Annotated in this window: 17 protein-coding genes; 7 read left to right on the forward strand and 10 right to left on the reverse strand. The window is 70.0% G+C overall.

The features are described 5' to 3' along the window. The first annotated feature begins 47 nt into the window (after positions 1 to 47). Together IF188_RS04805 and IF188_RS04810 are read left to right on the forward strand one after the other, a co-directional pair. Positions 48 to 740, forward strand: coding sequence for a TetR/AcrR family transcriptional regulator (locus IF188_RS04805; RefSeq protein WP_191170639.1), 693 nt, complete (start codon positions 48 to 50; stop codon positions 738 to 740). A gap of 47 nt (positions 741 to 787) precedes the next feature. Then, complete coding sequence (locus IF188_RS04810; RefSeq protein ID WP_191170640.1) at positions 788 to 1,309, forward strand: hypothetical protein; 522 nt, start codon at positions 788 to 790, stop codon at positions 1,307 to 1,309. Here the strand turns inward: IF188_RS04810 and dxs are convergent. The 5 genes from dxs to dut all read right to left on the reverse strand — a co-directional run bounded on the left by dxs (position 1,306) and on the right by dut (position 8,132). Then, entirely contained in the window at positions 1,306 to 3,264 is a 1,959-nt protein-coding gene (dxs, locus tag IF188_RS04815) for a 1-deoxy-D-xylulose-5-phosphate synthase (RefSeq protein WP_191170641.1), read from the reverse strand. The genes IF188_RS04810 and dxs overlap by 4 nt on opposite strands. A gap of 97 nt (positions 3,265 to 3,361) precedes the next feature. Beyond that, a complete protein-coding gene (acnA, locus tag IF188_RS04820; RefSeq protein ID WP_191170642.1) occupies positions 3,362 to 6,196 on the reverse strand; it encodes an aconitate hydratase AcnA in 2,835 nt (944 codons plus the stop codon). A 135-nt stretch (positions 6,197 to 6,331) separates the two neighbouring features. Continuing rightward, on the reverse strand, positions 6,332 to 7,087 hold the full coding sequence (locus tag IF188_RS04825; RefSeq protein WP_191170643.1) for a DUF3159 domain-containing protein: 756 nt from the start codon (positions 7,085 to 7,087) through the stop codon (positions 6,332 to 6,334). Next, positions 7,084 to 7,683, reverse strand: a complete 600-nt coding sequence (locus IF188_RS04830) for a DUF3710 domain-containing protein (RefSeq protein WP_191170644.1) — start codon at positions 7,681 to 7,683, stop codon at positions 7,084 to 7,086. Before IF188_RS04830 ends, IF188_RS04825 begins: the two co-directional genes overlap by 4 nt. Beyond that, a complete protein-coding gene (dut, locus tag IF188_RS04835) occupies positions 7,680 to 8,132 on the reverse strand; it encodes a dUTP diphosphatase (RefSeq protein WP_191170645.1) in 453 nt (150 codons plus the stop codon). Before dut ends, IF188_RS04830 begins: the two co-directional genes overlap by 4 nt. A gap of 12 nt (positions 8,133 to 8,144) precedes the next feature. Here dut and IF188_RS04840 point away from each other — a divergent pair, with 12 nt between their 5' ends. Next, on the forward strand, positions 8,145 to 8,663 hold the full coding sequence (locus tag IF188_RS04840) for a DUF3093 domain-containing protein (RefSeq protein WP_191170646.1): 519 nt from the start codon (positions 8,145 to 8,147) through the stop codon (positions 8,661 to 8,663). Here IF188_RS04840 and IF188_RS04845 read toward each other — a convergent pair. Next, complete coding sequence (locus IF188_RS04845) at positions 8,638 to 8,931, reverse strand: DUF4193 domain-containing protein (protein ID WP_191170647.1); 294 nt, start codon at positions 8,929 to 8,931, stop codon at positions 8,638 to 8,640. The two genes, IF188_RS04840 and IF188_RS04845, sit on opposite strands and share 26 nt — an antisense overlap. 207 nt (positions 8,932 to 9,138) lie before the next feature. On the opposite strand from IF188_RS04845, the gene sepH reads away from it, so the two are divergent. Beyond that, positions 9,139 to 10,179 carry a septation protein SepH gene (sepH, locus tag IF188_RS04850; protein WP_191170648.1) on the forward strand — a complete coding sequence of 347 codons (1,041 nt, stop codon included), beginning with the start codon at positions 9,139 to 9,141 and terminating at the stop codon, positions 10,177 to 10,179. A gap of 15 nt (positions 10,180 to 10,194) precedes the next feature. On the opposite strand, the gene IF188_RS04855 is transcribed toward sepH, so the two are convergent. After that, a complete protein-coding gene (locus IF188_RS04855) occupies positions 10,195 to 11,310 on the reverse strand; it encodes an alkaline phosphatase family protein (protein WP_191170649.1) in 1,116 nt (371 codons plus the stop codon). 68 nt (positions 11,311 to 11,378) lie between these two features. On the opposite strand from IF188_RS04855, the gene IF188_RS04860 reads away from it, so the two are divergent. Next, positions 11,379 to 13,838: a DNA gyrase/topoisomerase IV subunit A gene (locus IF188_RS04860; RefSeq protein WP_191170650.1), complete on the forward strand. Its 2,460-nt coding sequence runs from the start codon at positions 11,379 to 11,381 to the stop codon at positions 13,836 to 13,838. Positions 13,839 to 13,947: 109 nt separating this feature from the next. Here IF188_RS04860 and IF188_RS04865 read toward each other — a convergent pair whose 3' ends face one another. Then, positions 13,948 to 16,029 (reverse strand): type IIA DNA topoisomerase subunit B, encoded by a 2,082-nt coding sequence (locus IF188_RS04865; protein ID WP_396652739.1) that lies wholly within the window; start codon positions 16,027 to 16,029, stop codon positions 13,948 to 13,950. A 170-nt stretch (positions 16,030 to 16,199) separates the two neighbouring features. Here IF188_RS04865 and IF188_RS04870 point away from each other — a divergent pair, with 170 nt between their 5' ends. Next, positions 16,200 to 16,412 carry a DUF7455 domain-containing protein gene (locus tag IF188_RS04870; RefSeq protein WP_191170651.1) on the forward strand — a complete coding sequence of 71 codons (213 nt, stop codon included), beginning with the start codon at positions 16,200 to 16,202 and terminating at the stop codon, positions 16,410 to 16,412. A gap of 15 nt (positions 16,413 to 16,427) precedes the next feature. On the opposite strand, the gene IF188_RS04875 is transcribed toward IF188_RS04870, so the two are convergent. Further along, positions 16,428 to 17,468, reverse strand: a complete 1,041-nt coding sequence (locus IF188_RS04875; RefSeq protein WP_191170652.1) for an alanine racemase — start codon at positions 17,466 to 17,468, stop codon at positions 16,428 to 16,430. Further along, entirely contained in the window at positions 17,465 to 18,142 is a 678-nt protein-coding gene (locus tag IF188_RS04880; RefSeq protein WP_318152784.1) for an alanine racemase C-terminal domain-containing protein, read from the reverse strand. Before IF188_RS04880 ends, IF188_RS04875 begins: the two co-directional genes overlap by 4 nt. 43 nt (positions 18,143 to 18,185) lie before the next feature. Between IF188_RS04880 and IF188_RS04885 the strand changes: the two genes are divergently transcribed. Next, complete coding sequence (locus IF188_RS04885; protein WP_191170653.1) at positions 18,186 to 19,208, forward strand: sugar-transfer associated ATP-grasp domain-containing protein; 1,023 nt, start codon at positions 18,186 to 18,188, stop codon at positions 19,206 to 19,208. The last annotated feature ends 33 nt before the right edge of the window (positions 19,209 to 19,241 follow it).

The following is a 19,241-nucleotide window of genomic DNA, read 5'->3' on the forward strand; positions in this document are numbered from 1 at the left end:
ACGCGCGCGGCGCGAGCTGTGACGTGCATCGATGGTACGTTCTGAACATGTTCAGTTCGGATGCCGCGGACCCGACGACCGTCCTCACCAAGAGCGAGCGCACCCGCGCCGCGCTGCGCGGGATCGCACTGCGCTCCTTCCGCGAACGCGGCTACGACGCCACCACCATCAGGCTCATCGCGCAGGAGGCCGACGTCTCGGTCGGCACGACGCACTACCACTTCGCCTCGAAGAACCACTTGGTGCAGGAGCTCTACCTCGATGTCCAGGAACGGCATCGGGATGCCGCAGAGCCGGCGCTTGCGGCATCCACCGATCTCATCGACCGGCTTGCGATCGTGTACCGGACCGGACTCGACCAGCTCACGCCGTTCCACGCGTTCGCCCCCGAGTTCCTCTCCGCCGCCGTGTCGCCGCGATCGCCGATCAACCCGCTCTCGCCGGAGTCGGCGCCGGCGCTGCAGGTCATCGAGGGGCTGTTCCGTGAGGCCGTGGACGGCGCCGCCGGAGCGCCACTGCCGGACGAGTTCCGCGCGTCGCTGCCCGATGCGCTGGTGCTGGGACACCTGCTGCTCGCGCTGTTCTGGGTCTATGACCGCTCGCCCGGACAGCAGCGCACCCGCACGCTGCTCGATCGCGGGCTGCGACTGCTGCGCCTCGCGCTGCCCCTCACCCGGCTGCCGCTGCTGCGTACGCCCCTGCGGGAACTGCTCGACCTCGTGGCATCGGTGAAAGCATGAGGGCGGCGACCAGCCCGTTCGGGCCGCGGTGCGACGCGGAGCCCATGATGCCCACCCGGGAGGAGGCGCTTCGTGGCGCGATCTGGGCCCTCCTCGCGTTCAACGCATTGATGCTGACGACGCTGATCGCCTGTGCGCTCGTCGCCTCGATGCTTCAGCCGTCGGGCGGAGGGGCCATCGTGGCGCAGCTCTGGGCTTTCATCATGGTGCTGGGCTACGCGGTTCTCATCGGCGGCGCTGTCTCGACCGTGGTCGCATTGGCGGGTCTGCCGCTGGCCTGGCTGCTCGCCCGGGCGCTCCGCCGCACCGTCTCGATCACCGCGCATGCCGTCGCGTTCGGGGCCTTCGGATCGGGCATCGGGATCCTCGTGCTGCTGGTCTTCGCCATCTGGTCGACCAACTGGTCGACAGCGTTCCTGAGCCCGCTGACGCCGATCACCATCGCGTTGACCACGGTCTCGGTCCTCTTCGGCTGGTGGCGCGCCTCACGGCATGCGCGCAGAGGGATCGTGCCCACCGACCCTCGATCGCCCATCGGGATCGACGAGGCGTTCGAGGACTCGCTCTAGCGGCGCTCGTCCCTGCTGCGTGCGAGGTCGGGCAGCGTGGGGATCTCCGAGGTCTGCGCTCCCCGGGCGACCGGGATGCGGGTGCCGAGCACCTGCGCCACCACATCGTGGGCGATCTTCGACGCCGTGAGCCCGGCATCCTCGAGGATCTGCTCGCGTGACGCATGATCGATGAACTCGTCGGGCACGCCCAGCTCGTCCACGGCGGTGTCGACGCCGGCCTCGCGCAGCACCTGCCGCACGCGCGTGCCGATGCCGCCGACGCGGATGCCGTCCTCGATCGTGATGACGAGGCGATGGGATGCCGCCAGCTCGACGATCGACGGCTGCACGGGGATCGCCCAGCGCGGGTCGACGACGGTGGCGCCGATCCCCTGCGCACGCAGGCGTTCGGCGACGTCGACGGCGACGTGCGCCATCGGCCCGATGCCCACGAGCAGGACGTCCGGCGTCTCGGACCGCACGAGCACATCGACGCCGTCGTGCAGGCGCTCCAGCGTCGGGATCTCGGCGCTCACGCCGCCCTTCGGGAAGCGGATCACCGTCGGACCGTCGTCCACCGCCACGGCCTCGCGCAGCTCTTCGCGCAGGCGGGTCTCGTCGCGTGGCACCGCGATGCGGATGTGCGGAACGAGCTGCAGCATCGCCAGATCCCAGATGCCGTGGTGGCTCGGTCCGTCCGGTCCGGTGACGCCGGCGCGGTCGAGCACGAAGGTGACCCCCGCCTTGTGGAGGGCGACATCCATCAGCACCTGGTCGAAGGCGCGGTTCATGAACGTCGCATAGATCGCGACGACCGGATGCAGCCCTCCGAAGGCGAGACCTGCCGCCGAGGCGACGGCGTGCTGCTCGGCGATGCCCACGTCGTAGACCCGGTCGGGGAATCGCTGCGCGAACGGCAGCAGGCCGGTCGGGCGCAGCATCGCCGCCGTCATCGCGATGACGTCGGAGCGCTCCTCGCCCACCGACACCAGCTCATCGGCGAAGACGTCGGTCCAGGCGAGACCTCCCGAGCTGCCGAGCGCCTCGCCGGTCACCGGGTCGATCTTGCCGACGGCGTGGAACTGGTCCGCCTCGTCTTCGAGCGCCGGCGCGTAGCCGCGGCCCTTCTCGGTGATCGCGTGCACGATGACGGGGGCGCCGTAGGACTTCGCGAGCTCGAGGGTCTCGAGCAGCGCGGCGAGGTCGTGGCCGTCGACGGGGCCGAGGTACTTGATGTCGAGGTTCGAGTACAGGGCCGCGTTGTTCGTGAAGCGCGACAGGAAGCCATGGGTGCCGCCGCGGATGCCGCGGTACATCGCACGCCCCGCCGGACCGAACCGTCGGAAGAGCGAGTCCGAGCCGCGGTGCAGCGAACGATAGCCGTCGGTCGTGCGCACGCGATTGAGATAGCGCGCCATGCCGCCGATGGTGGGGGCGTAGGAGCGTCCGTTGTCGTTCACGACGATGACCAGGTTGCGGTCGTTGTCGTCGGAGATGTTGTTGAGCGCCTCCCACGTCATGCCGCCGGTGAGAGCGCCGTCGCCGACCACCGCGACGACGTGCCGGTCCTTGCGGCCGGTGCGCGTCAGCGCGCGTGAGACGCCGTCAGCCCAGCTGAGCGAGCTGGACGCATGTGAGGACTCCACGACGTCGTGCGGGCTCTCGGACCGCTGCGGGTAGCCGGCCAGGCCGCCGCGCGTGCGAAGCCTCGTGAAGTCCTGCCGCCCCGTCAGCAGCTTGTGCACGTAGGACTGATGCCCGGTGTCGAACACGATGGGGTCGTTCGGGGAATCGAACACGCGATGAAGCGCGATCGTGAGCTCGACGACACCCAGGTTCGGGCCGAGATGACCGCCCGTGCGGGACACGTTCTCGACGAGGAACCCGCGGATCTCGTCCGCCAGCTGTTCCAGCTGATCGACGCTCAGGGCATCGAGGTCACGGGGCCCGGTGATGGACGACAACAGCGACATCCCCGCTCCTTTCCCGGCCCGGACGGGCCCTGTCAGTCTACCCGCGGCACGACGAAGGACCGGGTGCCGAGGCACCCGGTCCCCCGTGAATCCGCTGTCAGACGAGCGAACGCAGCACGTACTGCAGGATGCCGCCGTTGCGGTAGTAGTCGGCCTCACCGGGAGTGTCGATGCGGACCACGGCGTCGAACTCGACGGTCTGCTTGCCCTCGGGCGAGAACTCGCTCGGCTCGGCGGTGACGCGCACCGTCTTGGGTGTGACGCCCTCGTTCAGCTGCTCCAGGCCCGAGATCGAGATGACCTCGGTGCCGTCGAGGCCCAGCGACTTCCAGCTCTCGCCGGCCGGGAACTGCAGCGGCACGACGCCCATGCCGATGAGGTTCGAACGGTGGATGCGCTCGAAGCTCTCGGTGATGACGGCCTTGACGCCCAGCAGGCTCGTGCCCTTCGCCGCCCAGTCTCGCGACGAGCCCGAGCCGTACTCCTTGCCGCCGAACACGACGAGCGGGGTGCCCTGCGCCTGGTAGTTCTGGCTCGCGTCGTAGATGTACGACTGCGGGCCGCCCTCCTGGGTGAAGTCGCGGGTGAAGCCGCCCTCGACGATCTGACCGTCGTTCACCGCCGCGACGAGCTCGTTCTTCAGACGGATGTTCGCGAACGTGCCGCGGATCATCACCTCGTGGTTGCCGCGGCGGGAGCCGTACGAGTTGAAGTCCTTCTGCGCGACACCGTGCTCGGTCAGGTACTGCGCGGCGGGCGTGCCGGCCTTGATGTTGCCGGCGGGCGAGATGTGGTCGGTCGTGACCGAGTCGCCGAGTGTGGCCATCACGCGAGCGCCCGAGATGTCGGCGACCGGGGTCAGCTCCATCGACATGCCGTCGAAGTACGGCGCCTTGCGGACGTATGTCGAGTCGGCGTCCCACTCGAACACGGGGCCCTCGGGCGTCGGCAGGTTCTGCCAGCGCTCGTCGCCGTCGAACACCGTCGCGTACTGCTTGATGAACTGCTCGCGCGAGATCGACGTGTCGATGATCTGCTGCACCTCTTCGGGCGAGGGCCAGATGTCCTTCAGGAACACGTCGTTGCCCTCGGTGTCCTTGCCGAGCGGATCGGTCTCGAAGTCGAAGTTCATCGAGCCGGCCAGCGCGTACGCCACGACCAGCGGCGGCGAGGCGAGGTAGTTCATCTTCACGTCCGGGCTGATGCGGCCCTCGAAGTTGCGGTTGCCCGAGAGGACGGCCGTGACGGCCAGGTCGTTCTCGTTGATCGCGGCCGAGACCTCTTCGATGAGCGGACCCGAGTTGCCGATGCAGATCGTGCAGCCGTAGCCGACGGTGAAGAAGTCGAGGCCCTCGAGCGCCTTGTCGAGGCCCGACTTCTCGTAGTAGTCGGTGACGACCTTCGAGCCGGGACCGAGCGTCGTCTTGACCCACGGCTTGCGCTTGAGGCCCTTGTCGACCGCCTTCTTGGCAAGCAGGCCCGCCGCGATCATGACGGAGGGGTTGGAGGTGTTGGTGCACGACGTGATCGCCGCGAGGGTCACCGCGCCGTTGTCGAGGATGTACGCCTCGCCGTCGGGCGTGGTCACCTTGATCGGCTTGGAGGCCGTCGCGGGGGCACCGCTGTTGATGTGCACGGGACGTGTCGAGGGCTCCTCCTCGCCCGGGACCTGACCGGGGTCGGATGCCGGGAACGAGTGCTTCGACTCGAGGTCGACGATGTCGTCCGTGGTGGACGGCGTCGCGTAGTTCACGATGTCCTTCTCGAACTGCGCCTTCGCCTCGGACAGCAGGATGCGGTCCTGCGGACGCTTCGGGCCGGCGATCGAGGGGACGACCGTCGAGAGGTCGAGCTCCATGTACTCGCTGAAGTTCGGCTCGTTGGCGGCGTCGTGCCAGAGCGACTGCTCCTTCGCGTACGCCTCGACGAGCGCGACCGCGTCCTCGTCGCGACCGGTCAGACGCAGGTAGTCGAGGGTGACGTCGTCGATCGGGAAGATGGCGGCGGTCGAGCCGAACTCGGGGCTCATGTTGCCGATGGTGGCGCGGTTGGCCAGCGGCACCGAGGCGACGCCCTCGCCGTAGAACTCCACGAACTTGCCGACGACGCCGTGCTTGCGCAGCATGTCGGTGATCGTGAGGACGACGTCGGTCGCCGTGACGCCCGCCGGGATCTCGCCGGTCAGCTTGAAGCCCACCACGCGCGGGATGAGCATGGAGACGGGCTGGCCGAGCATCGCGGCCTCGGCCTCGATGCCGCCGACGCCCCAGCCGAGAACGCCGAGGCCGTTGACCATCGTCGTGTGCGAGTCGGTGCCGACGCAGGTGTCGGGGTAGGCGCGAAGGACGCCGCCCACCTCGCGGTCGTAGATGACCTTGGCGAGGTGCTCGATGTTGACCTGGTGGACGATGCCCGTGCCCGGAGGGACGACCTTGAAGTCGTTGAACGCGGTCTGGCCCCAGCGCAGGAACTGGTATCGCTCGCCGTTGCGCTCGTACTCGATCTCGACGTTGCGCTCGAGGGCGTCTTCACGACCGAACAGGTCGGCGATGACGGAGTGGTCGATGACCATCTCGGCGGGCGAGAGCGGGTTGATCTTGCTCGGGTCGCCGCCGAGAGCGGTGACCGCTTCGCGCATCGTGGCGAGGTCGACGATGCAGGGCACGCCGGTGAAGTCCTGCATGACCACGCGCGCCGGCGTGAACTGGATCTCGGTGTCGGGCTCGGCGGCCGGGTTCCACGAGCCGAGGGCGCGGATCTGCTCCTGCGTGACGTTCGCGCCGTCCTCGGTGCGAAGCAGGTTCTCGAGCAGCACCTTCAGGCTGAACGGGAGCTTGTCGTAGCCATCGACCGTCGCGATGCGGAAGATCTCGTAGTCGGTGCTGCCGACCGTCAGGGTGCCTTTGGCACCGAAGCTGTCAACCGTGGACACGTCTGTCTCCTTCGTCGGCGGCGGGAGCTGGCCGGAACACCGGCATCCCCATCTTCCCCCGCGACGTGGCCCTCTGCTAGTGAGGTCGCCCTAATCCCCGCGGCGGAAAACTATCTTGATGTCAAGATAAATGTATCACTTCGGGGCAGGCGGGTAGAGCGCTCGCACGGCGAGCCACGTGACGGCGACGAGCGGAGCGAACAGCGGCAGGCCCATCACGAGCTTGAGCGTTCCGAGCGCCGTCACGTCGTTCGCGAAGTACAGCGGCAGCTGCACGACGAGTCGCGCGGCGAACAGCCCCGCCCAGGCGATCGAGAGCCAGAAGAAGGCGCGGCGCTTGCGACGGTCGGCGCGCCAGGCGGTGCCCTCCCCCATCAGGAATCCGACTGCGAGACCGATGAGGGGCCACCCGACGAGCGCAGAGACGAGGAACGCCGTGCCGTAGACGCCGTTGGTGACGAAGCCCCACAGGAAGTTGTCGGCGGCTCGGCCGGTCCACAGCGACAGCGCGGCCGCGGCGACGGTCGCGATGAGGCCGCCGAGCGCCGCCGTGACGGGCTGCCTCTGGATCAGGCGGACGGCGGTGAACACGGCGGCGATGCCCACGGACACGCCCAGAGAGAGGACGAGTTCCTTCGTGATCGTGAAGAGGACCACGAAGGCGAGACTCGGCAGAACGGATTCGAGGATGCCGCGCCATCCGCCCATCGCCGACCAGACCACGTGCCCGGTGCTCTTGCCCTCGGCGGGGTCGAGCCCGGCGCGCCGGGCGGCGCCGCCGAGGGCTGCTCCCAGGATCTCGGACGCCGAGCCCGGCGCTTCGGGCGGTGTCGTGGACGGGCTGTCGGCCGGTGCCGCGGACGCGTCCTCGGACCGCGAGTCGTCGCTCACGCGGTGCCCGGCGTCGCCGGCATGCGCAGTGGGATGAGGTCTCGCGGCGGCATCGGAGACCCGCCGCGCACGACCACGATCGAGCGGAACAGGTCCTCGATCGCCGCGGCGGCGTCGACGTCCGCGGTCGCGGCCCCGCCGATGACGCCGCGCAGGAACCAGCGCGGCCCGTCGACGCCGACGAAGCGCGCGAGCCGTTTGCCGGCGGTGGCCTCGGGCCCCGCGGCGACCGGCACCTCGGCGAGCAGCTCGGGGCCGAGGGGGCCCTCGCGCTCCTCGACGCGGCCGCCCTGCTGGCGGATCTGCTGGCGGATCTGCTCGCGCGTCTCCTCCCACAGTCCGGCCGAGCGCGGCGCCGCGAACGGCTGAACCTGCAGCGTGGAGCCCGAGTAGTCCAGTCCGACGGCGACGATGCGCTTGGTCTGCTCCTCGACCTCGAGACGCAGGTTCAGGCCTTCGCGCGGGAGGATCTTGATGCCGCCGAGGTCGATGTACGGGCGCACCGGGTTCGCCTCGGACTCGTCGAACGGACCGGCCGTCGCGCGGTCTTCGGGGGCGACCTTGCGGGGGCCGTCCGCGGGCGTGGGGTCGGTCATGCGAGGACTCCGTCCTTCTGGTAGCCGGTGGAGCCGAAGCCGCCCTCGCCGCGGACGCTGTCGGGCAGCTCGTCCACCGGCACGAAGCGGGCGCGCGGCACCGGCATCACGATGATCTGTGCGATGCGGTCGCCGACCGCGATGTCGTGCGCCTGCTCGCGATCGGTGTTGAGCAGGATGACCTTGATCTCGCCGCGGTACCCCGCGTCGATGGTGCCCGGCGCGTTCACGACCGTGATGCCGTGCTTGGCCGCGAGGCCGCTGCGCGGGACCACGAAGGCGACGTGCCCGTCCGGCAGGGCGATGCGCACGCCGGTTCCGACGAGGGCGCGGTCGCCGGGTTCGAGGCGCACGGCCTCGGCGGCGACGAGGTCGGCGCCGGCGTCGCCCGGGTGCGCGTACACCGGGACGTCGGAGGCGATAATGGGGACGTCCACCGTTTCAGTCACCCAACGAGGGTAATGCAGAACACACCGCGCAATGCCGGGCCCGCAGCGGCCGCCGCCGGGGCGACCCCGGCGGACCGATATCGGGAGCGCCTCGGGCCCTCGCTGTGGATCCTCGTGGCGGCCGCACTGGCCGGTCCGATGGCCGCGCTGGTCTTCACGCCGATCGACACGACGGTGGCGCTGGTCATCGGGGCGGCGGTGAGCGTCCTGGTGATCTGTCTGCTGATCCTCGGGGCGCCGACCGTGTCCGTCCAGGACGGCGAACTGCGCGCCGGTCGCGCGCACATCGGCGCCGAGTTCCTCGGCGAGCCGCGCGCCTACACCGCGGACGACGCCCGCCACGCGCGCGGTGCGGGACTCGATCCGCGCGCGTGGCACCTGCTGCGCGGCGGGATCGACGGAGTCGTCGTGATCCCGGTGACAGACGAAGACGATCCGACGACCGCGTGGGTGATCTCCTCGCGGACGCCGGATCGTCTTGCCGCCGCTGTGCGGCGGGCTCAGGTCAAGCGGCGCACTCCGAGCAGATAGGCCCGTCTGCGCTCTCGTGGTCCAGCTGCGAGCGGTGCTTCACGAGGAAGCAGTTCGCACAGGTGAACTCGTCCTCCTGCGCGGGAAGCACGACGACGTCGAGCTCGAGGTCCGACAGGTCGGCGCCGGGCAGCTCGAAGCCCGACGGGTTGTCGGCGTCCTCCACGTCCACCGAGCCCGAAAGCTTGTCGGGAACCCGCTCCTTGAGGGCCTCGATCGACTCGCTGTCGTCCTCGGTCTTGCGGGGGGCGTCGTAATCGGTTGCCATGCGTGAAGATCTCAACTTCCGGGGTATCGCGGGTTGCGCTCGCCCTTACGGGCGGCGATAGTTTGCACGACGGCTACGGTTTTCGCAAATGCGCTCTGCCCGCATCCGACCGTGCGTTCGCGTGAAACTCGCGCCACGCGTGGGATATTCCCGGCCCCTGCGATGCGCTGTGACAGCATGGGCGGGACAGCTGGAAGGGGCGTTCGCATGGAACAGCTCAAGGTCATCGGAACCGAGGACGACAAGCTCATCCTGGCGACCGAGTCGGGCGACAGGTTCTCGCTCGACGTCGACGACGTGCTGCGGGTGGAACTTCGCAAGGCTCGTCGCGATCGAGACCCCGAGTCGCAGGCACCGCGGCCGAGTCCGCGCGAGATCCAGTCGCACATCCGCGCCGGTCTGTCGGCGCGTGAGGTCGCCGAGCTGCTCGGCGCCCGCGTCGAAGACATCGAGCGATTCGAAGGCCCCGTACTGGCCGAACGCGAGCACATCGTCGGCCAGGCGCTGGCCGTACCCGTGCTGCTCGGCGGCGGGGACTTCGACGGCGACGGCCAGGCGACGTTCGGGTCTGCACTGCGCGTCAAGCTCGCCGAGGCCGGCGCTTCCGGCGAACGCTGGACGAGCTGGAAAGAGCCGAGCGGCTGGATCGTGAAGCTCGAGTTCACCGCCGGTGAGGTCGACCACGACGCCCGGTGGGGATTCGATCCGCGGCGCAGCACGCTGACGCCGCTCAATGCGGACGCCGTGCAGCTGTCGCGTCAGGGCTCGCTTCCCGACGGGCTCATCCCCCGTCTGCGCGCCCTCGAGGTCGTCCACCCGAAGGACGACTCGAGATTCGACAGCGGCGCCTTCGGTCCGCGGCGTCTTCCGGATGCCGACCTCGAGTCGCCCGATCTGCCCGCGCCCGCGGCGCCGGCGGTGCAGCAGGCGGCGATCAAGCGTGCGAGCGAGCCCACCGTGGTGACGTCGGCAGAGACCGCGGACCTGCTCGAAGCTCTCCGCCGCCGCCGCGGCCAGCGCGAACCGCTCCCCGGCGCCGAAGAGGCAGCCGCTCCGCGCGGCTCGGCGCCGGTGGCGCTGTTCGACGCCCTCGAGCCCGGTTACGACGAGTCATCGGGCGACGACGAGCCCACGGCGTCGGACTATCAGGCTCCGTCCCCCGCGGTCGCCGAGGCAGGTCGGCGCAAGGGACGCACCTCGATGCCGTCGTGGGACGAGATCGTCTTCGGCGCCCGCACCGAGGACTGATTCCCGGACACGTGCTCAGGCGAACGCGCCGAGCCGGATGAGCGGCACCATCCGCTCCTCGTCGGTCAGCGATCCGTGCTGCCCGATCATCTTCTGCGGAGCCTTGTCGGCGACGCGATCGTCGTAGTACGCGATGCCCGACCGGGGCGCGACGATCACGTCCCCGATCCGCTCGCGCACTTCGGGGGCGACCTCTCCGAGCAGCCCCGAGGCGATGAGCTCGTCGCGCGAGGCGATCCAGGATCGGGATGCCTCGGCCTCGCGCCATCGTGCCAGCACCCCGTCGGCCGCACCGGCCTCGGCATAGAGGTGCAGCATGCGGGGCTCGCCTCCGATCAGGCGCACCCCCTCCACGAGGCGGTCGCCCTCATGCAGGAGGATGTGCCGGTGGCGTGGCACGTCGATCATGCCGTGATCGGACGTGACGACGACGCCCGTGCCGCGATCCAGGGCGTCCGAGAGCGTGCGGGCGGCGGCATCCACCCGCTCCAGGGTCGCGACCCACTCGTCGGACTCCCAGCCGCGCTTGTGGCCGACGGCGTCGAGATCGGGCGCGTAAAGGTAGGTCAGCGAACCGGGGTGGCGCGCGGCGAGGTCGGCGGCGATGCGGACGCGTTCGTCGAGATCGTCTGCGGCATGGAACTCAGCGGCGCCGAGCGTGGCCGCGGTGAAGCCGGTGCCGGCGTACTCGCGACGCGAGACGGCGAAGAACGGGCGCCCGAGGCGGGCCGAGAGCGGCGCCGCGCGCTGGAACGACAGCGGGAGACCGTCGGTGTCCCACCCGCGCAGCTGGTTGACGACGTCGTCGGTGCCGGGTACGCGGGCGCGGTAGCCCACGATGCCGTGCTCACCCGGCGGGGTGCCGGTCAGCAGACTGGTGAGCGCAGCCGCCGTCGTGGACGGGAAGACGGTGCGCGCGGCATCCCTCTTGGCCCGAGCCTCCGACAGGAACCGTGCGTGCCCCGCGCGCTGCGAGAGGTTGTGCACCCCCAGTCCGTCGAGCACCCAGACGATCGCGCTGCGCGCCGGCGCGAACCACTCCGAGGCGCCGTCCAGCGCGGCCGACATCTCGGGGACGACACGGATGAGGGTCCGGGCTCGGGGCGGGTCCGCGGGTAGGCTGAGTGACATCGGGGTCAGTCTCGCACACCGCGGTCGCGCCCCTTCTCTCCCGCCGTCACCCGAGGCTTCCAGGTCACATGCCCGCATCCCGCACCGACTCCTCCCCCGCCGACCACGGACGCATCGAGGACGTCGACGTCTCTTCCGAGATGCAGACGTCGTTCCTCGAGTACGCGTACTCGGTCATCTACTCGCGCGCCCTCCCCGACGCGCGTGACGGACTCAAGCCGGTCCAGCGCCGCATCCTGTTCCAGATGGCCGACATGGGCCTGCGGCCCGACCGAGGCCACGTCAAGAGCGCGCGCGTCGTGGGCGAGGTGATGGGAAAGCTGCACCCGCACGGCGACGCCCCCATCTACGACGCGCTCGTGCGGCTCGCGCAGCCGTTCTCGCTGCGGGTGCCGCTCGTCGACGGCCACGGCAACTTCGGCTCGCTCGACGACGGCCCCGCCGCGCCCCGTTACACCGAGGCGCGTCTGGCCGCGCCGGCGCTCGCGCTCACCGAGAACCTCGACGAGGACGTCGTCGACTTCATCCCCAACTACGACGGCCAGTTCCAGCAGCCGGAGGTGCTGCCCGCGGCGTTCCCCAACCTGCTCGTCAACGGCACCACCGGCATCGCGGTCGGCATGGCCACGAACATGGCTCCGCACAACCTCATCGAGGTCGTCGGCGCCGCGACGCATCTGCTCGACAATCCCGAGGCGACGGTCGAAGAGCTGATGGAGTTCGTCCCCGGACCCGACCTTCCCGGCGGCGGCATCATCGTCGGCCTCGACGGCATCAAGGACGCCTACACGAACGGCCGCGGCAGCTTCCGCACGCGCGCCAAGGTGTCGATCGAGTCGCTCGGCCCGCGCCGGACCGGCCTCGTGGTCACCGAGCTCCCCTACCTCGTCGGCCCCGAGCGTGTGATCGAGAAGATCAAGGACGCCGTCAACGCGAAGAAGCTGCAAGGCATCTCGGACGTCACCGACCTCACCGACCGCCACAAGGGCCTGCGCCTGGTCATCGGCATCAAGACAGGCTTCGACCCGCAGGCGGTGCTCGACCACCTGTACCGGCTCACGCCGCTCGAGGACTCGTTCAGCATCAACAACGTGGCCCTCGTCGAGGGTCAGCCGCAGACCCTCGGACTCCGCGAGCTGCTGCGCGTGTACCTCGACCACCGCATCAGCGTCGTCACGCGGCGCAGCCGCTATCGGCTCGACCGCCGCAAAGAGCGTCTGCACCTTGTCGAGGGTCTCCTCATCGCGATCCTCGACATCGACGAGGTCATCCAGGTCATCCGCGCATCAGACGACGGTGAGCAGGCGCGCACACGCCTCATGGACGTGTTCGACCTGTCGCAGCCCCAGGCCGAGTACATCCTCGAACTGCGGCTGCGTCGGCTCACGAAGTTCTCGCGCATCGAGCTCGAGACCGAGCGCGACAACCTCAAGGCCGAGATCGCCCAGCTCGAAGAGCTGCTCGGCAGCGACCTGCTGCTGCGTGCGCAGGTCGCCAAGGAACTGGATGCCGCCGCCGAAGCATTCGGGACGCCCCGGCGCACGCTGCTGCTCAACGGCGGACCGGTGCAGCCGCGGTCGCGCGCAGCCGCCGCGGTCGCCGATCTGCAGATCGCGGATTCGCCGTGCCGCGTGTACCTGTCGGCGACGGGCCGGATGGTGCGGGCCGAGCTGGACGCGACCGCACCCGGAGGCGGCATCGTCGCCCCGACCCGCCGTTCCAAGCACGACGCGGTCCGCTCGTCGGTCGACACCACGACGCGCGGCGACGTCGGCGCTGTCACGAGTCTCGGCCGCCTCGTGCGGTTCACTCCCGTCGACCTGCCGTCGGTGCCGGGCAACTCCGTGCAGCTCGCCGCAGGAACGCGTGTCGACCAGTACCTGGGGCTCGCATCCGGCGAGCACGTGGTCGCGCTCGTCCCGCTCGTCGACGCACCGCCGATCGCCGTCGGAACCGCGCAGGGCGTCGTCAAGCGCGTCGCCGCCACCGAGCTCGGCAGCAAGCACGACATCGAGATCATCTCGCTGAAGGACGGCGACCGCGTGGTCGGAGCCGCACCCGCCTCGGACGGCGCGGAGCTCGTGTTCGTCGCGAACGACGCACAGCTGCTGCGCTTCGACGCGTCGTCGGTGCGCCCGCAGGGGCGCTCGGCCGGTGGCATGGCGGGCATCCGGCTCGCGCCCGGCGCCGAGGTGATCGCCTTCGACGTCGTCGGCGCCACTGCCTTCGACGCCGTCGTGGTGACGATCGCGGGTTCGAACAGCGCCATCGCCGGGACCGACGCCGGCAGCGCGAAGGTGTCGCTGTTCAGCGAGTTCCCCGCGAAGGGGCGTGCCACCGGCGGTGTTCGCGCCCAGCGCCTGCTCAAGGGCGAGGATGCACTGACCCTCGCGTGGGTCGGCTCCGACCCCCGTGCGGTGGGCACCGACGGCGCGACGCGCGCGCTTCCCGAGCCTGGCGCCAAGCGCGACGCCTCGGGCACGCCCCTCGACGGCGTCATCGGCGCCGTGGGCACCGGCATCCACTGAGGTTCAGGCGAAGCGGGCCGCGGGCCTTACGGGGTTTCGACTCGCTTCGCTCGCTCAACCTTGAGTCGGGTCGCGTCAACGCTCCTTCGTCGCATTGACCCGACCCGACTCAAGCATCGATGCGTTCGCGCACCAGTCGGTCGCTCGAATCGATGATGAACTCCTTGCGCGGCGCGACGTCATTGCCCATGAGCAGTTCGAAGACCGTGGCTGCGGCCTCGGCGTCCTGCATGCGCACTCGGCGCAGCGTGCGGCCGGCGCGGTCCATCGTGGTCGTCGCGAGCTGGTCGGCGTCCATCTCGCCGAGACCCTTGTACCGCTGCACCGGCTCCTGCCAGCGCTTGCCGGCCTTCGTCAGCTTCGTGAGCAGCGTGTGCAGCTCCTGCTCGGAGTACGTGTAGATCGTGTCATTGGGCTTGGAGCCCGGGTTCATGACCACCACGCGGTGCAGCGGCGGGACGGCGGCATACACGCGGCCCTCGTCGATGAGCGGCCGCATGTAGCGGAAGAACAGCGTCAGCAGCAGCGTGCGGATGTGGGCGCCGTCGACATCGGCGTCGCTCATCAGGATGATCTTGCCGTAGCGGGCCGCGTCGAGATCGAACGAGCGTCCCGAGCCGGCGCCGATCACCTGGATGATCGCCGCGCACTCGGCGTTGGACAGCATGTCGCTGATCGACGCCTTCTGGACGTTGAGGATCTTGCCGCGGATCGGCAGCAGCGCCTGGAACTCGCTGTTGCGGGCGAGTTTGGCGGTGCCGAGAGCGGAGTCGCCCTCGACGATGAACAGCTCGGACTCGGCGACGTCGTTCGATCGGCAGTCAGCGAGCTTCGCGGGCAGCGACGAGGACTCGAGCGCGTTCTTGCGGCGCTGGGTCTCTTTGTGCGTGCGCGCAGAGATGCGGGCCTTCATCTCGGAGACGACCTTGTCGAGCAGCAGCGAGGTCTGCGCCTTGTCGTCGCGCTTGGTCGAGGTGAAGCGCGCCGTCAGCTCGCGCGTGACGACGTTCGACACGATCTGGCGGACCGCCGGCGTGCCGAGGACCTCTTTCGTCTGCCCCTCGAACTGCGGCTCAGGCAGCCGCACCGTCAGTACGGCGGTGAGGCCGGCGAGGATGTCGTCCTTCTCGAGCTTGTCGTTGCCGACCTTGAGGCGGCGGGCGTTCTGCGTCACCTGGTCGCGCAGCACCTTCATGAGCCCCTGCTCGAAGCCCTGCTGGTGCGTACCGCCCTTGGGGGTGGCGATGATGTTGACGAACGACCGCGACACCGTCTCGTAGCCGGTGCCCCAGCGCACCGCGATGTCGACGTGACACTCGCGCTCCACCTCGGTCGGCACCATGGCGCCGGAGGGCTGCAGCACCGGGACGGTCTCGGTGAACGTGCCCGCGCCCGTGAGGCGCCACGTGTCGGTCACACCGGAATCGGGCGCGAGGAAGTCCGCGAACTCCGAGATGCCGCCGTCGAAGCGGTAGCTCGTCTCGACCGGCTCCTCGGTCTCGCGGCCGGGACGCTCGTCGCGGATGACGATCTCCAGGCCCGGCACGAGGAACGCGGTCTGGCGCGCGCGCTGCTCGAGCTCCTGCAGGTTGAACGCGGCGTCCTTCGTGAAGATCTGCGGATCGGCCCAGTAGCGGATGCGGGTTCCGGTAGCGCCCTTGGGCGCGCGACCGGCGACGCGAAGCTCGCTGCGCTCCTGGAACGGCGTGAACGCGGACGCGGGGCTGCCGTTGGAGAAGACCCCGGGCTCGCCCCGGTGGAACGACATCGCCCACGTCTTGCCACCGCGGTCGACCTCTACGTCGAGGCGCTCGGACAGCGCGTTCACGACAGAGGCTCCGACACCGTGCAGACCGCCCGAGGCCGCATACGAGCCGCCGCCGAACTTGCCGCCGGCGTGCAGCTTGGTGAAGACCACCTCGACGCCCGAGAGGCCGGTGCGTGGCTCGATGTCGACGGGGATGCCGCGCGCGCGGTCCTGCACCTCGACGCTGCCGTCCTTGTGGAGGATGACGTCGATGCGCGTGCCGAAGCCGCCGAGCGCCTCGTCCACCGCGTTGTCGATGATCTCCCACAGGCAGTGCATGAGGCCGCGAGAGTCCGTCGAGCCGATGTACATGCCCGGGCGCTTACGGACCGCCTCGAGCCCTTCGAGCACCTGGAGATGATGGGCGGAGTACTCGGCGGTCACAATGTTCCATCGTAATCGGGGTGCCCGACACCCTCGCGCAGACACGCGTCGCCCGGGCGGGCACGTACGCGCTGAGCGAAATGTCGGCGGTATGCGGCATTCTCGGATGCTCGGCGTGGTTGTATTTCATGACCGGCAACGACGTTCTACGTATACGAGGAGGCACCGAGATGACCACGACACCCACTGAGACCGCCGCCGTCCTCGAGTACCGCCTCACGGCCATGGACCGCTGCGACTCCTGCGGCGCCCAGGCCTACATCGCGGCCGAGGTCAACGGCACCGAGATGCTCTTCTGCGCCCACCACGGCCGCAAGTACGAAGAGAAGCTCCGCGCCATCGCCACGTCGTGGCACGACGAGACGGCACGCCTCTCGGAGTGATCCGCGCGCTGCGCGTCACCCTTCGTAGATGCGCGGCACCTGCGGGGACACGCGCACCGCGATCTCCTCGCCGATCGTGCCGATGAGCTCGGCGAGGTCGGTGCTGGACCCCTCTCCGCGTGCACCCGCGCCGAAGATCGTCACCGTGTCGCAGGCTGCGGCACCTGGCCACGTCTCGACGACCGAATGCGTGTCGCCGATGGCTGTGAGCCGCCGAGCGCCGGCGGGCGAGCCGACCCGCGCGCCCTCGAGTGCGGACGGCAGCCCATGGAGCGCGCCGACCGCGACCTGCACCCCGTCCTCCGCGACACCGGTCACCGCTGCGTCCCACCGGGCGATGGGGCGCAGCCCCGACGCCTCGGCAGACGGGCCCCCTGCGGAGCGGATGCCGTAGCAGAAGGCCCCCACGCGCACCATGTCGTAGCGGAACTCGGGCCGCACGAATGAGGCTGCGCTGGCCGCCAGATGGCGGACAGACGGATGGATGCCGGCGGCCCCGGCCTCGCCGAGCGCCCGCTCGAACACGGCACGGGCGTCGTCGTCCTCGGCGTTCGAGGCCTCGGCGATGTGGCTCCAAACGCCCACGACGTCGATGATCCCGTCCGTCTGCAGCTGCGCGGCGCGCCGCACGAACGCGGGCCAGGCCTCGGGCCGCACGCCGTTGCGGTGCAGTCCCGTATCGATCTTGAGGTGGACGCGGACGGTCGCGTGTGCCGCGCGTGCGGCATCCACCAGCTCTTCCAGAAGCCCGGCATCGCCGATGCCCAGGTCGAGATCCGCGGCGATCGCGGCGTCGAGGTCGTCGCGCGACGCGGCGATCCACGCGAAGATGCGGGGGCCGTCGCCGAGGACGGCGCGCACGGCGGCGCCCGTGCGGACGTCGAACGCGCCGAACCATCGCACCCCGGCAGCGGCGGCGGTGCGGACCACCGGCTCGAGGCCGTGCCCGTACGCGTCGTCCTTCACGACGAGCATCAGCTCCGCCGGCGCGACGGTCGACCGCACCCGGTCGAGGTTCGCCGTGAGGGCCGCCAGATCCACGTGCAGCGCGGTCACGGAGCCTCCTCCCTGATCGCTCTCAGGCCGATCGTCGCCACGAGTTCGGACGCCCGCAGCCCGGTCGCGGCGACCCAGTCCGCCAGCGACGGCTCCCCGGCTGCGGGATCGCCCAGGAACAGCACCTCGTCGCCGCGCCGGACGGCGGCATCCGCGATCTCCACGACGCACACATCCATGGCGACGCGGCCGACGATGGGGTGGCGCTCCCCCGCTGTCGCGACCTCGACGACACCGCCGAGCCCTCGCACGATGCCCTGCGCGTAGCCGCCCGTGACGAGCGCGACGCGCGTGTCGGCCGACGCCCGGAAGGCATAGCCGTACGAGACGCCCTCGCCCACGCGCAGGTCCTTGACCGACAGCACGGTGCCGGTGAGGCGGAGCGCCGGAGTGGTGCCGGGGTGCACGAGGCCGAAGAGCTCCGACGGCGCCAGCGAGCCGCTGTCGGCTGCGCCCGGGGCGAGCCCCTCGCCGGCGAGCACGCTCTGGACGAGCTGCGCACCGTGGCCCCAGGCATCCGCCTCGAGGACCGACGGAGAGAACGAATGGATGCCGCGCGCCTGAGCCGCTCGTGCGTTCGCGGCCAGCGCAGACCGCGAGATGCGTGCGACAGGAGCGCTGCGAGGCCGGGATCCTGGCGTCGACATGTCGTGCCCAGGGATCGACGAACTCACGCCTCTAGACTATCGGGGTCCCCGAACCGAACCCGGAGCACGCATGTCTTCTCAGGGCCTCGCCCTCTCGAACCGCCTTCGCTACCTCGCCTGGCGGATCCGCCGAATCGACGTCGGATCCGTGCTGGAACGCGCGAAAGAGACCGCTCACGAGCACGGCAAGTGGACGCCGGCGGTGGTGGTCGACATGCTCTGGTCGGCCGGATTCAAGCAGGTCGGCTTCCAGGACTACGTCGACTACGACTTCGCCATCCTGAACCGTGCCGAGCGGGCCACCTACATGACGCACCCGGTGTCGAACGAGCTGTCGCAGAAGTACGACCACCCCGACTACCGCGGCCTGTTCCAGGACAAGGTCGAGTTCGACCGCGCGTTCAGCGAGTTCCTCCGCCGTGACTGGATGGTGGTGGAGGACGGGAACGCCGACGCGGTGCGCGCGTTCGCCGAGAAGCACGGCACGATCGTCACCAAGGAGCCTGTCGGTCAGGCGGGCACGGGCGTGCACAGGTACCACGCTGCGGAGATCTCCGACTGGGATGCATTCCACCGCGGTCTGCTGGAGCGCGGCGAGCTGCTCATCGAAGAGGTCATCCGCCAGCACGCCGACCTCGCCGCCGTGTGCCCGGGCACGGTCAACACGACCCGCGTCACCGCGTTCTTCGACGGCGAACGGACGCACATCCTCGCGATGGCGCAGAAGTTCGGGCGCGGCGCGGTCAGCGACCAGATGACGTTCGGCGGCTTCTACACGATGCTCGACGAGAACGGCCACGCGGTCGGCCCCGGCTACGACTCGCACTCCCACGTGCACGTCACGCACCCCGACAGCGGGTTCGTGATCGCCGACTTCCAACTGCCGATGGTCGACGAGGTCAAGGCGTTCGTCGACCGGGTGGCGCGCGTCGTCCCGCAGGTCCAGTACGTGGGGTGGGACATCGTGGTCAGCCCCGACGGGCCCGTGCTGGTCGAGGGCAACTGGGGCGCCGGCGTGTACGAGAACAAGCCGAGCGTCACCGGCATCCGCACCGGTCACAAGCCGCGCTACCGCGCCGCCATCGGCTTCTGACCGGCGAGCGGCACCGCTGATACGCGAAAGGCG

This window comes from Microbacterium helvum (genome assembly GCF_014779795.1).
Taxonomy (GTDB): Bacteria; Actinomycetota; Actinomycetes; order Actinomycetales; family Microbacteriaceae; genus Microbacterium; species Microbacterium helvum.

Coding starts and splice junctions, on each gene's coding strand:
- IF188_RS04805 (WP_191170639.1), top strand. CDS start 48: ATGTTCAGTTCGGATGCCGCGGACCCGACGACCGTCCTCACCAAGAGC.
- IF188_RS04810 (WP_191170640.1), top strand. CDS start 788: ATGCCCACCCGGGAGGAGGCGCTTCGTGGCGCGATCTGGGCCCTCCTC.
- dxs (WP_191170641.1), bottom strand. CDS start 3,264: ATGTCGCTGTTGTCGTCCATCACCGGGCCCCGTGACCTCGATGCCCTG.
- IF188_RS04830 (WP_191170644.1), bottom strand. CDS start 7,683: ATGACCGACCCCACGCCCGCGGACGGCCCCCGCAAGGTCGCCCCCGAA.
- IF188_RS04840 (WP_191170646.1), top strand. CDS start 8,145: ATGCAGAACACACCGCGCAATGCCGGGCCCGCAGCGGCCGCCGCCGGG.
- IF188_RS04845 (WP_191170647.1), bottom strand. CDS start 8,931: ATGGCAACCGATTACGACGCCCCCCGCAAGACCGAGGACGACAGCGAG.
- sepH (WP_191170648.1), top strand. CDS start 9,139: ATGGAACAGCTCAAGGTCATCGGAACCGAGGACGACAAGCTCATCCTG.
- IF188_RS04855 (WP_191170649.1), bottom strand. CDS start 11,310: ATGTCACTCAGCCTACCCGCGGACCCGCCCCGAGCCCGGACCCTCATC.
- IF188_RS04860 (WP_191170650.1), top strand. CDS start 11,379: ATGCCCGCATCCCGCACCGACTCCTCCCCCGCCGACCACGGACGCATC.
- IF188_RS04870 (WP_191170651.1), top strand. CDS start 16,200: ATGACCACGACACCCACTGAGACCGCCGCCGTCCTCGAGTACCGCCTC.
- IF188_RS04885 (WP_191170653.1), top strand. CDS start 18,186: ATGTCTTCTCAGGGCCTCGCCCTCTCGAACCGCCTTCGCTACCTCGCC.